Genomic DNA, 12,888 nt, shown 5'->3' on the forward strand with positions numbered 1-12,888 from the left:
TCCTACTCTATAACCACGGTAGCGTACATACCCGGATATATAGATTTGTAAACATTTTTAAATGAGACCTTAATCTTAAATGAGTGTGTCATAGGGTTGGAACTAGGTATGATCGCACTGATAGTTCCTATGATCTTGATATCTCTTGATGGGATGTTTACCACTACTTTTTTACCCTCGTGTATGCGGCTTAGGTTGTCTTCGCTAATCTCTGCTGATATTTTCAGGTTTGAGAGGTCTGAGAGTTCAAGTGCAGGCATACCGGGCATTGCCATCTCGCCTACATTGATATTTTTGCTCACTATCACTCCGTCGTTTGGCGCGGTGATATTTAGGTAGCGGTACTGGTTTTTAACCTCTTCAAGCTGTGCCTGTGCCTGAGCCACCTGTTTTTTAGCGATGATTATCATATTTGCAAGGTTCTCTTCTGCTAAGGCTAGATTTTCTACCTCGAACTTTGAGACCATATCTTTTTGCAGTAGTCTTTTGTGTCTCTCAAGGTTTAGTTTTACGTTCGTATATTGATTTTGGTACATCTGAAGGCTCAGTTGCGCCTGCGAGATAGCAAGTTCAACCTGAGTTATAGCGGAGTCTATCTCTTTGGAATCGATCGTATAAAGAAGATCACCCTTTTTCACTTCATCGCCCTCTGAGACTTTAACGTCAGTTACAAAGCCCATAAAACGGCTTGTAATCATCTTTTTGTTATCGCTTATAACAGTTCCTGAGAGCGTGATCCCCTCAGCAATAAGCGAAGCCGCCAGTCCTAAAATCAGTAGTAGTTTTTTCATCTCTCATCTCCGTTTGCTAGTTTTTCAAGTGCGAAAACTCTCTCATTTCGCTTGTTTATCGTCTGCTGCAGCTGCAAAATCTTTTGTATCTGTTCTGATTGTTTGATTATAACATCACTCATGGATGAGAGCTTCTCTCTGTATCTCGCCTCATAGTTCTTGTATATCTCATCAGCAAGTGCGAGCTCTTTTCTAAGGGATTCTATATCTTTGTTGAAGCTCTCTATCTCTGTTTTTATCTTTTGTATCTGCAGCTCTATACCGCTGTTCGCAAGGGCAACTTGAGTCTTTGTCTTTAAGTAGTCAAGTCTTGATCTCTCGACGTTTGCATAGTCTGCTCCGCCGTTAAAGATATTCCATGTGAGTCTTGCTCCGATGGTGTATGATTGATGATCGCTTGCATCTTCCAAAAATGTGTCATCGGCTGTCGCGACTTCTGCAAAAGCTCCAACCATCGGGTAGTAAGCAGATTTTGAGACATCCACCATGCTCTCTTTTATAGCAAGGCCTCTGTTGGCTTTTTGAATGTCCAAGTTGTTTTTGACAATATCTTCACTTGTAAGGGTAGGAGTCTTTATCTCCAAAGATGGTGTCTTAATAGATGTTACTTTTTGATTTAGCAAAAAACTTATATAGTGGTAGAGAAGCTCTTTGTTTGACTCCATCTGAGATACAAGTCTCTCAACGTTGCCTTTTTTAGCTTTTACTTCAAGAAGATCAACCTTTTTGGCGTATCCTACCTCTATCATCTCCTGCGTCATAGCATCAAGGGTGTCGATGTTTGAGAGAATGACACCCAGGTTTGAGATCGACTCCTCCAAGAGCGCCATGTCATAAAAACTCTTTCTCATCTCATATATCTTCTCGTTTACAACTTGAGACTTTTCAAGCTTTTTTATTTTCGTAACGGACTCCATAATATCTTCGTAGCTTGATATCTTAAAGCCTGTAAAGAGAGGAACTTCATACTTTAGCTTGCTTTGGAAGTAGTTTCTTGAGTCCGGGTAGTTTAGGTCACGAGGCGGAGTAGTGTAGTCTGGAGTACCTGCCATATAGTTGTTCATAAACTCCTGCGCTCCGAAGTCTCCAAAATTAGCCTCGCGTGAACTTAATTTAAAACCAAAAACGTTTCCTGCATCATCACTTTTTGCAAAATCCTGTATAAAGTCAAGTTTTCCGTAGTGGTTTGCCGAAGCTGCTTTAGCCTCTTGCAAGGCACTCTCAATATCTATCTCGGCGCCTTTTATCTCTAAATTTTGGGATTTCAGTATCTCCAGTGCACTCTCAAGCGTTATGGAGTCAGAAGCATTTAAAAAAGAGCCGCTTATTGCAACACCTAGTACAAAAGCAAATATTTTTCTCATAATTATCCTTAAAATCGTTTAATTAAGAAGAGATTATAACATATATATTATCTGATTATAATAAAATCTATAAAACTTAATAATTATAACTTTTTTATAGAAGTTTTAGTGCAATATGAAGGTATGGCTGGTTAAATCTGTTTACCATATCAGGATCTTTCATCATCATCTTAAGCGCATCGAATGATGAGTAGTGCGGTCTGTACGGTCTGTTGTTGGTAAGAGCGTCAAAGACGTCGCATATCGATAATATAGAGGCAAAATCGCTTATCTCGCCCTTTGTCTGCTTGTCAGGATAACCAAGACCGTCATAGCGCTCATGATGGTGCATTACGGCATCTATGATGTAGGGGTCGTGTATCTTGTTCTGTTTTAGTATCTCAACGCTGTACTGGCTGTGCTTTCTAACAACTGCCGTCTCTTTTGGCGTCAACTCGCTCTCTTTGTTTATAATGTTCTTATCTATCTTTTTGACTCCCAGATCATGCAAAAGAGCAGCTGAGCCGAGTTTTAAGAGCTGTTCGTCACTGAATTTAAGCGTATAGCCCAGAGTCAGAGCATAGATGGCGACGTGAAGCGAGTGGTTTTTTAGCATATGGTCATTGATCATATGGGGCATGGTGTTTTTTATAAATATGTCGTCATATTTCAGAAGATAGATGATGGCATCTATTATAAGCTCGACACATCCTAGATTTATCTTGTTCTCTTTGTTTACCATGAAAATTTCAAAAAGCTGGTCGTTTACTTGATATAGAAGTCCGAGTCTCTTTTTATGGTCATCTTTATTATATTTTATGTAGTGTTTTAGAGTCTCGCATGAGAGTATCTGCTTATCTTCATCACTTTTGTTGATGTATAGATTCTCCTGCTTTTTTAGTTTGTCGTAGAGGTTTTGTGTAAGAGTGGTTCCCGCTTCAATGATGATAATATAGTCTCTGTTCTTTTTTATAAAAATGTCAAAGAGTGTAACGGCTCCCACGGCAAGTGCGTCAATATCTAGCAGTGTGTAGGATCTGGCGTAGTTTAGTTTTGTCTTTACAATTTTCATTTTCGAATTATAGCAAAGATTTTTTGCACCTGCGTTTTATTGCTGAAGCAAAATTTTGATAGAATATCGTCTTTAGATAAAAAGGCTGAGTTATGCAAAGTGTAGTAGATTCTCTTAGAAAAAAAGGTAAGATTTACAAAAAAATGCAAGAGATCGCACCAAGAGAGCTGGGTGTAAGAAACAAGATAAAAATATTTAAAGCCACAGATATCAGCGGATATTTCTGGGCGATCTTTGCCATCAGCCAAAAGAGCAAACTCCTTATGAAAGATGTCCATAAATTTGAGGAGATATACGCAAAACTCGTTGTTTTTTACGGACATAACTTCAAGCATAAGATCATCTTTATAGATGCGCCGATCTGCTCAAAAGCAAAAGAGGCACTTCTGGCTCAGGGTTGGAAGATCCAGTAATGCTTCTTTGCGATATAGGAAACACTACCTACCACTTTTTTGACGGGATAGGGCATTATAAAAAGGATGCTAAACTTTTTGAACCCTCATCCATAAAAGAGGAAGTGTGTTATATCTGCGTAAATAAGCAAGTAAAAGAGCTTTTAAAACCTCTAAAAAACTGGATAGACCTCTCAGCTTACGTAGATATGCAAAACTACTACGAAACAATGGGAATCGACAGGATAACGGCATGCGAAGCGATAGAAGAGGGCGTAGTGGTCGATGCGGGAAGTGCCGTGACAGTAGATGTGGTAAAAGGCGGCAGATTTGAGGGCGGTTTTATCTATCCGGGTTCAAGAGCCATGGGCTTGTGCTACAGAAATATCTCGGATGCGCTTAGCTACTCATTTAACTTTGAGCTTGATTTGGGTAAAATGCCGAAAAATTCCCGCGATGCCATAAGTTACGGATATCTAAAACTGCTTCACAATGAAGTGGTCTCATACGGTATGGATATTTACCTCACGGGCGGAGATGCTGCGGAGTTTGCAAAGATATTTCCATCTTCGCATATAGATGAGACTCTGCTCTTTAAAGGGATGAAAAATATTATGAAAAAGGCCAATATATGTTAACAGTTGCACTTCCAAAAGGACGCATAGCGCAAGAGACGCTGGAGATTTTTGAGAGAATCTTCGGCGAAGATTTTGCTTTTGACGACAGAAAGCTGATACTAGAGACGCCGAAGTTTCGTTTTTTGCTTGTAAGAAATCAGGATGTTGCAACATATGTGTTTCATCAGGCGGCTGATATCGGTGTTGTAGGACTTGACACTCTAGAGGAGCAGGGCTTGGACGTTGTTCGTCTTCTTGATCTTAGACGCGGCATCTGCAAGGTCTCTATAGGTATGAAAAAGGGCGAAAAGTTTGACTTGAACAAACCGGAGATAAAAGTCGCTTCCAAGATGGTAAACATTACAAAGCGTTACTTTGAGGAGCGCGCGGTATCTGTTGACATCATAAAACTCTACGGCTCTATTGAGCTTGCACCTCTTATCGGACTTGCAGACATGATAGTAGACGTTGTTGAGACGGGAACTACTATGAAGCAAAACGGTTTGGAAGTTGTAGAGGACATTATGACCTCTTCTACATACCTCATAGCGAACAAAAACAGCTACGTTGCAAAAAAAGATGAAGTTCTAGATATTTACAAAAAGATAAACAGCGTCGTACAAGCTGAGCAAAAAGCTTAACATGACAAATCTAGACCTCTATGCAAAAGCCGAACATCTACTAGGCATCGAAGAGGCGACCGAGGCGCTTTACGACCTCTACCGCTCGGAACTTGACGACTATAAGATAAAGACGCTTTTGGATGTCGGATGCGGCCGCGGCGGATTTATGCAGCGTATGATGAGTGACGGAGTTGAGTGCAAGGGAATAGATTTAAGCTCGGTCATGGTTGATGAATGCAGGGCAAAAGGTCTTGATGCGGAGTGCATAGATATAGCGGATGAGAGCGGAAAATATGATGCGGTTGTGGCTATATTTGACGTGCTGAACTTTTTGGACCAGGAGGAGCTTGTGAAGTTTCTTGACGGTGTTGCCGCTAGGCTCAATGATGATGGGGTCTTTATAGCCGACATTAATACTCTCTACGGTTTTAGCGACGTGGCAGAGGGTACGATGAGCAGCGAGAACGAAAAAGAGTTCTTGGTCGTAGATGCAGTCTTTCGTGATGAAAAACTATATACACAATTTACTCTATTTCAAAAGAGTGAAAACTCAATATATACAAAACATCAAGATACGATCGTTCAATATTTTCACAAGATCAGAGTTTTTGAAAGGCTTCCCTCTCTTAAACTTGTAGACAAACAGACATTTTCGCTATACGATACAAAGGATAAAACGCTTCTTATTTTTAAAAAGAGATAGGCTCTGATAATCTGTATCCTACCCCTTGAATTGTAGAGATAAAATCAATACCCACCTTTTTACGGAGTCTAAATATCATATTTTTTATAGCGGCATCGCTCATGACTCTGCTCTCCCAAATATCTCTTTGAACCCTCTCGCTGCTTATTGGTTTTGCGTTCTCTTTTATCAGCAGCTCTATAAACAGAGCCTCTTTTTTTGTCAATCTTATAGGTTTGCCATTGAGCAGCAGCTCTTTTTTAGAGAAGCTGTAGATAAGTTCTTTGCAAAGCGGCACATTTTCGAGCGGCGGCAGTTTGGAAGATATCTTTTTTAAAAGCGCAATTAGGTCGTCATACCTTATAGGTTTTAGTTCGTAGGAGATCAGGTTGAGAGGGATCGCCTTTAGCAGGTATTTTTCATCCTTGTATGCGCTGAGCACGGCAATGATGCACTCATCATCGCTCTTTCTGACCTCTTGTATAAACTCCAGACCGTTCTTATCATCGACCTTTATATCCGAAAGAATGACATCTATGCGGTTCTCTTTGTATGTCAGCAGAGCCTCTTTTACGCTCTTGCAGATAAATATCTTTTTAAAGTAGAGGTTTAAAAGTTTTGCGGTGTTTGTTGCAAACTCTTCATTATCCTCTAAAAAGAGCAGTTGCAGCTCTTTTAATCTATCCATGTAAGAAACTCTATTGTGAAAATAGCACCACTCTCCCCGTTTGATGCGGTAATGACACCGTTGTTTTTCTCAATAAGGACCTTAGCCAGATAGAGTCCGATCCCGGAGCTGTTCTTTGTACTCACAGTTGGCAGGAATATCTCGTCAAAAGATTGGTCTTTTATGCCGCCGCCGTTGTCTGCAATGGTTATCTTTTTGTTTTCGATCTCTATTCGTATCTCTGGGTTGAAACTGTTTCTTAGCTTGAATATCTCTCTTGAGTTGTTTAAAATTGCAAAGATTACCTGTGAAAACTCATTTACATTGCCAAAAACGGGCTCTTTTTCATGTGAGACTATATATATCTTGATATCATCGAAGTAGAAGGTTCCCTCTATGATGGTCAGGATGTCTATTACGGCGTCCGTGATTAGGAACTCTTTGTTGTCGGTGGATGGATGGTAGAACTTTTTAAACGTCTCTATCGTCTCCGCCATGAACATAATAATATCTTCTGAACGTTTTATAGATTTTAGATAGTCGCTTTTGCTAACGCTTGAATCGGACTCGAACTTTGCTTTGTTGAGATTGTTGATAGAGCCAAGAGAGGCAAGCGGCTGTTTCCATTGATGTGCAATGTGCATCAAGAGCTCGCCAAGAGCCGCCTGTTTTGACTGCTGAAAGATCATCTGCTCTTTAGTCTTGTTCTTTTGTACCTCCTCTTGAACTCTCGCTTCGAGATCTCTTTCGTAAGCTCTTAGTTTTAAGTGCGTACCGACGCGTGATAGAAGCTCATCTGGGTTAAAAGGCTTTGTTATATAGTCCACGCCACCCGCTTCAAAAGCAATCTGTATGTCGGAGGGCTTGTTTTTTGCACTTAAGAAAATTACGGGAGTATGAACCGTCAGAGGATTGTTTTTAAGCGCTCTGCAGACCTCAAACCCGTCCATCTGGGGCATCATAATATCCAGAAGGATCAGATCGATATTTTTTTCACTCGTAGCAATGTCGATAGCGCTCTGCCCGTTTAGCGCAGGAATAAGGTCATAATCCCCAAGGAGCTCCATCAAAACGTCAATGTTCTCTTTTACGTCGTCTACTATAAGTATGGTCTGTTTATTCTGCATCTAACAACTCCTTGGCTTCGTTGAACTTATATTTATGTATCATTTTTTTGACCTTCTCAAAGAGCTCTCTGTCATCTTCGCCCAGATCATACATCTCTATCTCTTGAACTATAGGCTCGCAAATTTTCGGTCGTCTTGAGGCTACTGCACTACGCAGCTTTGAAAAGAGAGCCTCTCTTTGCTCTTTGCCGATAGGAAGAGTGCCATTTTTTTCATCTGCAGAGCTGCTCTCTTTGTTGCCGCTTTGAGTGTTAGTTTTTATAGTCGGTCTTGATTGCTCAAGCTCAATCTCAAAAATAAAACTGCTCCCTTCGCCGAGGGTGCTCTCTACCCAGATCCTGCCCTTCATAAGCTCTACAAGCTCCCTGCAGATCGCAAGTCCAAGTCCAGTGCCTCCGTACTTTCTGGTAGTGCTCTCATCTGCCTGCGTAAAAGAGTTAAAGAGGTTCTCTATCTGTTTTTGCGACAGACCTATTCCTGTGTCGCTGACCATAAATCTAAATCTACTGTTGGAGAGCCTGTTTACAAAAAGCTTTACATAGCCGCTATGGGTGAACTTCAGAGCATTTGAGGTGAGGTTTGATAGTATCTGCATGATCCTTAGACTGTCGCCGTATACATGCATCTCATCTGTTTTGTCATAGATTATCTCAAACGCAAGACCTTTCTCTGCCGCTTTTATCTTTGTTATGTTGTTAATGCTGTCAAGCACCTCTATAAGATTAAAGTCGCTCTTGTTTATTCTCATCTTCTTAGCCTCTATCTTTGAGAGGTCCAAGATGTCGTTTAAAAGCGAGAGCAGGTCGTTGGATGCATTTTCTATGATCTGTATATACTGCAGAAGCGGCTGCGTGGTGATATTTTTCTTAATAAGGTATGCCATGCTGACGATGGAGTTCATAGGCGTTCTTATCTCGTGAGACATGTTCGCCAAAAAGTTGGACTTTGTTTTTGATGCCTCTTCCGCCTTCGCTCTTGCATTTTCAAGCTCTCTGTTTAAAAGAGAGAGCTTTCTTATCCAGTATGTTACGCCAAGAGCTATAAGTCCGACAACTGCTAAAATTTTCCATATCAGAGAGTAGTTTACGCCGTTTTCATAATTGATTGCAACCCATTTGTTGAGTATATTCTGCTTCTCATCGTCGCTTACGGAGTATATAGCCTTTTCAAAAAGAGCTAAAAGCGTGGGGTCATCATTTCTCACACCAATGCCCAGCTCCCACATATCATCGAACTTGCCTGCGATCTTAAGCTCTCCGGTGAACTCCTTTTGAAAGAAGTATCCGACACTCGCAAGTGTTCCTATATAACCGAAAAGCTCGCCGTTTCTTACCTTCTCAAGCCCCTCTTTTGCATTTTTGACATCGACTATGTTTAGCGAGGGGTATCTTTTTTTTAATATCTCATTGTATGAATACCCCTCGGGAATGCCTATCTTTTTATCTTCGATGCTCTCAAAATCGGCGATAAATGCCACGTCTGGTTTGGTGGCAAGGACAACGGGTATTCTTAGGTAGGGAGACGTGAAGTTAAGATACTCCTTTCTCTCTTGTGTTTCCATTGCAAGTGGCAGAATATCGCATTTTCTTGCCTTTGCAAACTCCAGGGACTGCATCCAGTCATCTGTTTTGACGACCTCTATGGGAATGGAAAGATTTCTTTTAAACAACTCAAAGTAATCCGCACTTAGTCCTACATGTTTTCCATCCTGAAGGCTCTCAAAAGGCATCCAGTTCGGATCAACGCACGCCTTAATGACCTTTTTTTTCTCCAGATAGCTCTTTTCATAGGCGCTGAGTCCAGTGATCTGCTCATTTAAGATATTTTCGCTTTTGTAGGTTATATAGCCGCTCTCTTTAAGATTGTCAAAACTGTAATCATTTAGAAGTTCGGAGAGCTCAAAGCCATCTTTTATGAGTCCGAGTTTTGCATACATCTGCGCATTTAATTTTATAAGTTCAGGAACGACCGCCCCGATTTTAAATATATTTGTTTTAAATAGTCTCTCCACTACCTGCGCCTCATAAAGCAGAGACTCTTTTGATTTTGCTTTGGAATATTTGTCGTATATAAGGTCCACTATCTCTTTTTTATTCTTAAAAGCGTACTCCCATCCTCTGTTTGTGGCAACAGCGAACTTCTCGACCATCTCAGGGTTGCTCAGAGCCAGCTCCTTTGATGTAAAAAGTTCAACATCATAGGAGTATATCCCAAAATCTGCAGGGTTTAAAATATTATAGCTGATGCCCTCTTTGTCAAAAAAATAGGGCTGGTTAGAGATAAAGATAGACATCGCATCAACTTCGCCGCTTCTAAACTTCTCAATGCTGAAATCGTGTGTTACTAGAGTATAATCGCTGCTTTTGACTCCTCCCTCTTTTAGAAGCACCCCTATGCTTGTGTGGTCTATCTCATAGGGCAGAGCCATTATCTTCTTGCCTCTTAGCTGCTCAACCGTAGTTATCTCAGGCTTTACAGCAAAAGCAAGAGCATTTTGCTTAAAATATGAAGCGATAAGCACGACAGGCTTGTCTTGAAGCTTGTCCAAGATAAGAGATGAAGATGATACTCCAAATGTGGCTTTCTTGTCTATAATTTCATCACTGATATCTATTCCGTCCACATACTCTCTAAGCTCGACGTCAAGACCGATGTCCCTGTAGTACCCTTTTTCGATGGCTGCGTAAAAGCCTGCAAATTCAAACTGGTGCTTCCACTCAAGCTGGACGGAGACCTTTTGTGTTGAAGCCATGATAATTGTAGAGATGAGCAGTAAAGTCAGCGTTTTTAGCAAAATAGCTCCTTTGATGATAATATTTTATCCTATAAAAGTCTCAAAACAGTCTCAAAACAATATTAAGTAAATATTGTGACAAAATAGTGATATAATTTTTCATGGAAAAAACAAAAAAGACAATTTTAGTAGTAGACGATACGGAGACAAATATAGATATTATGCTCGAATTGCTCTCCGATAAGTACGATATAGTTGTCGCGCTTGACGGCAGAAGCGCTTTTGATGCTCTAGAAGACAATGAGGTCGATCTCATCCTTCTTGATATTATGATGCCGGAGATAGACGGCTATGATGTCTGCAGAGAGGTGAAATCAAACGAGAACAGAGAGAACACTCCCGTAATATTTATAACGGCCCTAGATGATGAAGAGAGCATTGAAAAGGCTTATGCCGTGGGCGGAGACGACTATGTCACTAAACCGTTCAAGCCGCTTGAACTCTTGGCCAGAATAGATACCCAGCTAAAGTTAAAAGAGCTTATAAGCCATCTAAACTATATATCTTCTTATGATGAGATGACGGGAATATACAACAGAAGAAAGTTTTTTGAGCTTGGAGAGAAGAGGTTTGAGAAGAGTAAAAACGAGCTTTATGCGGTAATGATAGATATAGACAAGTTTAAAAATATAAACGACACCTACGGACATCCGACCGGGGACAAGGTCATAAAAGCTGTAGCCGATACGGTCTCAAGACACATATCCGACGATGCTATATTTGGAAGGATCGGAGGCGAAGAGTTTGCGGTACTATGCAGCTGTGAGTCGCCAAAAAATGTCTCTGACAATATTGAGAACATAAGAGCGGCAGTAGAGGCTCTTGAAGTTGCTTCTGACGCCGGAGAGGCCATAAGGTTTACCATAAGTGAAGGTGTGGCTAAGCAAAACAGCACCACTAAGAGTCTTGATGAACTTCTTAGATTTGCGGATATCGCACTCTATGAAGCAAAAGGACTGGGCAGAAACAGGGTTATATTTAGATGATATGACCTGGGTCCTGTTTTTTTTGTCTTTAAAAATGGTATTATCTTAATTAATAATTGTAAAGGTTTATTATAATGAGAAGAGAGATAGATAGCAACGATCTTCAGGTTAGAGAGGCTCTTATGAAGATGGCTTCGTTTCATCTCTACTTTGCTTCTGCCGCTCTTTTTATCTGTGTGCTGATAATCGTCATTGCTCTGTGGGAGATAAACTCTAAAGCATTTTTGCTCTCCTGGTTTTTTGTGATCACTGCTATCTTGATATTCAGGGATATTCAGGCGTACCTGTTTTTAAAAAAATCGCCAAATATATCTCTGGAGAGTTACGAGAAGAGATTTAAGTTCTGCACCATTCTTACCGCGTTTATTCTAAGCGGTGGGGTGAGCTTTTTACTGCTTCAGAGCGAGCCCTTTTATCAGACATTTTTGACAATGATCGCCGCGGGACTCTCTGCCGGAGCGGTGATGACGCTCTCAACACATAAAAATATAGTAATGTACTACCTCATAATTCTTCTGCTTCCTCTTATCTTTGCGGTTTATATCCAAAATACACATATTCACTCATTGATGGCGATACTCATAACTCTTTTTCTCATAATGCTTATAATCTTCTCAAGAAGATACAACGGCAGCATAGTGCACGTCATAACTTCGCGCCTTCTTTATGAAGAGGCAAAAAAAGAGATAAAGTACTCAAATGACCGCTTTGGAAAGCTTTTTGAACAAGCACCGATAGCGATGTGTACTTATGACAGGGATCTGATAGTAACGGAGGTTAACGAGGCGGCCGTGAAACTATCAGCTCAGAGCACAGATAAGCTAGTCGGTCTGGATATGAAAAAACTTCCAGACCAGTCTGCAAGAAAGGCTCTTGAGGCAGTCTTTAAAAAAGAGAGAGGCAGCTATGAGGGAGTCTATCATACGCTCTTTTCAGATAAGGATATATGGGTCAGCATAATGACAATGCCGATGAGCGATATAGATGACAACATAGTCGGCGGCTTGGCGATAATATCTGATATCACAGAAAAAATCGAGGCGGAAAATGCCATAAAGCACTACGCATTTTATGACCATCTTACAAACCTTGCAAACCGTTTCTCATTTCAAGATCGCCTAAAGCAGCAGCTATCAAGACTTCAAAGACACAAAAGAGTAGGCGCTTTGATATTTATAGATATAGACTACTTCAAAGATATAAACGACTCTCTTGGCCACGACGCCGGTGATGAGGTATTAAAGAGTTTTTCTCAAAGAGTACTCTCTATTACAAGAGAAGAGGATACCGTAGCAAGGCTCGGAGGTGACGAGTTTGTCATTTTGTTATCTGATCTTAGCGATAATGAGCCTGAGGCTTTGGAGATGGCACGAAACGTATCTCAAAAGATACATAGCGTTATGGAGAGTGCCATTGTCATAGAAGGTATGGTTCTTAACGTGACCCTTAGCCTTGGAGTTGCACTTATCGGCAAAGAGGGAGAGACTATAGATGAAGCTCTAAAACATGCGGATATAGCTATGTACAAAGCAAAAGAGGCTGGAAGAAACTGCACTAAATTTTACAGCCAGATAAATGGCAGGGCTGCTAAAGAGGTTTGATAACGATCTCGCTTATCTCCGAACTTGCACCAAGCCTCATAGGCGGCCCCCAAAATCCCGTTCCTTTGTTCACATAGATCTGAAGCTCCTCATTGTGTCTGTTAAGACCGCTGACATATGGCTGCTGAAGCTGGACTAAAAACTTAAACGGATAGAGCTGCCCGCCGTGAGTATGTCCGCTTAGCATCAGATC

12 protein-coding genes and 1 pseudogene are annotated in these 12,888 nt (G+C 40.9%); 6 read left to right on the plus strand and 7 right to left on the minus strand.

The window, feature by feature from the left end; all coding sequences use genetic code 11:
• Positions 1-2: 2 nt before the first annotated feature.
• The 3 genes from RBR61_RS06400 to RBR61_RS06410 all read right to left on the minus strand — a co-directional run bounded on the left by RBR61_RS06400 (position 3) and on the right by RBR61_RS06410 (position 3,206).
• Positions 3-791: an efflux RND transporter periplasmic adaptor subunit gene (locus tag RBR61_RS06400; protein WP_320342907.1), complete on the minus strand. Its 789-nt coding sequence runs from the start codon at positions 789-791 to the stop codon at positions 3-5.
• On the minus strand, positions 788-2,155 hold the full coding sequence (locus tag RBR61_RS06405; protein ID WP_320342908.1) for a TolC family protein: 1,368 nt from the start codon (positions 2,153-2,155) through the stop codon (positions 788-790). Before RBR61_RS06405 ends, RBR61_RS06400 begins: the two co-directional genes overlap by 4 nt.
• A gap of 94 nt (positions 2,156-2,249) precedes the next feature.
• Positions 2,250-3,206 (minus strand): HD domain-containing phosphohydrolase, encoded by a 957-nt coding sequence (locus RBR61_RS06410; protein ID WP_320342910.1) that lies wholly within the window; start codon positions 3,204-3,206, stop codon positions 2,250-2,252.
• A gap of 92 nt (positions 3,207-3,298) precedes the next feature.
• Between RBR61_RS06410 and RBR61_RS06415 the strand changes: the two genes are divergently transcribed.
• Genes RBR61_RS06415 through RBR61_RS06430 form a run of 4 tightly spaced genes read left to right on the plus strand, consistent with a single transcriptional unit; the run spans position 3,299 to position 5,541 of the window.
• Positions 3,299-3,619 carry a hypothetical protein gene (locus RBR61_RS06415; RefSeq protein WP_320342911.1) on the plus strand — a complete coding sequence of 107 codons (321 nt, stop codon included), beginning with the start codon at positions 3,299-3,301 and terminating at the stop codon, positions 3,617-3,619.
• A complete protein-coding gene (locus RBR61_RS06420) occupies positions 3,604-4,236 on the plus strand; it encodes a type III pantothenate kinase (protein ID WP_320342912.1) in 633 nt (210 codons plus the stop codon). The genes RBR61_RS06415 and RBR61_RS06420 overlap by 16 nt, the downstream gene beginning before the upstream one ends.
• Positions 4,230-4,856, plus strand: a complete 627-nt coding sequence (gene hisG / locus RBR61_RS06425) for an ATP phosphoribosyltransferase (protein ID WP_320342914.1) — start codon at positions 4,230-4,232, stop codon at positions 4,854-4,856. Before RBR61_RS06420 ends, hisG begins: the two co-directional genes overlap by 7 nt.
• A gap of 1 nt (position 4,857) precedes the next feature.
• A complete protein-coding gene (locus RBR61_RS06430; protein ID WP_320342916.1) occupies positions 4,858-5,541 on the plus strand; it encodes a class I SAM-dependent methyltransferase in 684 nt (227 codons plus the stop codon).
• Here the strand turns inward: RBR61_RS06430 and RBR61_RS06435 are convergent.
• The 3 genes from RBR61_RS06435 to RBR61_RS06445 are packed head-to-tail and all read right to left on the minus strand — an operon-like array spanning position 5,528 to position 10,108.
• Entirely contained in the window at positions 5,528-6,208 is a 681-nt protein-coding gene (locus RBR61_RS06435; protein ID WP_320342917.1) for a response regulator, read from the minus strand. The two genes, RBR61_RS06430 and RBR61_RS06435, sit on opposite strands and share 14 nt — an antisense overlap.
• Complete coding sequence (locus RBR61_RS06440; protein WP_320342918.1) at positions 6,196-7,314, minus strand: hybrid sensor histidine kinase/response regulator; 1,119 nt, start codon at positions 7,312-7,314, stop codon at positions 6,196-6,198. The genes RBR61_RS06435 and RBR61_RS06440 overlap by 13 nt, the downstream gene beginning before the upstream one ends.
• Positions 7,304-10,108, minus strand: a complete 2,805-nt coding sequence (locus RBR61_RS06445) for an ABC transporter substrate-binding protein (protein WP_320342920.1) — start codon at positions 10,106-10,108, stop codon at positions 7,304-7,306. The genes RBR61_RS06440 and RBR61_RS06445 overlap by 11 nt, the downstream gene beginning before the upstream one ends.
• A 101-nt stretch (positions 10,109-10,209) precedes the next feature.
• Here RBR61_RS06445 and RBR61_RS06450 point away from each other — a divergent pair, with 101 nt between their 5' ends.
• Entirely contained in the window at positions 10,210-11,094 is an 885-nt protein-coding gene (locus RBR61_RS06450) for a diguanylate cyclase (RefSeq protein WP_320342922.1), read from the plus strand.
• Positions 11,095-11,168: 74 nt separating this feature from the next.
• Positions 11,169-12,695, plus strand: a complete 1,527-nt coding sequence (locus RBR61_RS06455) for a sensor domain-containing diguanylate cyclase (protein WP_320342923.1) — start codon at positions 11,169-11,171, stop codon at positions 12,693-12,695.
• On the opposite strand, the pseudogene RBR61_RS06460 reads toward RBR61_RS06455, so the two are convergent.
• Positions 12,682-12,888: pseudogene (locus tag RBR61_RS06460) on the minus strand (metallophosphoesterase); the annotation flags it as partial. The gene RBR61_RS06455 and the pseudogene RBR61_RS06460 overlap by 14 nt on opposite strands.

Origin of the sequence: Sulfurimonas sp. (genome assembly GCF_034005705.1) — a bacterium.
Classification (GTDB): domain Bacteria; phylum Campylobacterota; class Campylobacteria; order Campylobacterales; family Sulfurimonadaceae; genus Sulfurimonas.

Coding starts and splice junctions, on each gene's coding strand:
- hisG (WP_320342914.1), top strand. CDS start 4,230: ATGTTAACAGTTGCACTTCCAAAAGGACGCATAGCGCAAGAGACGCTG.
- RBR61_RS06405 (WP_320342908.1), bottom strand. CDS start 2,155: ATGAGAAAAATATTTGCTTTTGTACTAGGTGTTGCAATAAGCGGCTCT.
- RBR61_RS06440 (WP_320342918.1), bottom strand. CDS start 7,314: ATGCAGAATAAACAGACCATACTTATAGTAGACGACGTAAAAGAGAAC.
- RBR61_RS06415 (WP_320342911.1), top strand. CDS start 3,299: ATGCAAAGTGTAGTAGATTCTCTTAGAAAAAAAGGTAAGATTTACAAA.
- RBR61_RS06430 (WP_320342916.1), top strand. CDS start 4,858: ATGACAAATCTAGACCTCTATGCAAAAGCCGAACATCTACTAGGCATC.
- RBR61_RS06435 (WP_320342917.1), bottom strand. CDS start 6,208: ATGGATAGATTAAAAGAGCTGCAACTGCTCTTTTTAGAGGATAATGAA.
- RBR61_RS06400 (WP_320342907.1), bottom strand. CDS start 791: ATGAAAAAACTACTACTGATTTTAGGACTGGCGGCTTCGCTTATTGCT.
- RBR61_RS06450 (WP_320342922.1), top strand. CDS start 10,210: ATGGAAAAAACAAAAAAGACAATTTTAGTAGTAGACGATACGGAGACA.
- RBR61_RS06455 (WP_320342923.1), top strand. CDS start 11,169: ATGAGAAGAGAGATAGATAGCAACGATCTTCAGGTTAGAGAGGCTCTT.
- RBR61_RS06410 (WP_320342910.1), bottom strand. CDS start 3,206: ATGAAAATTGTAAAGACAAAACTAAACTACGCCAGATCCTACACACTG.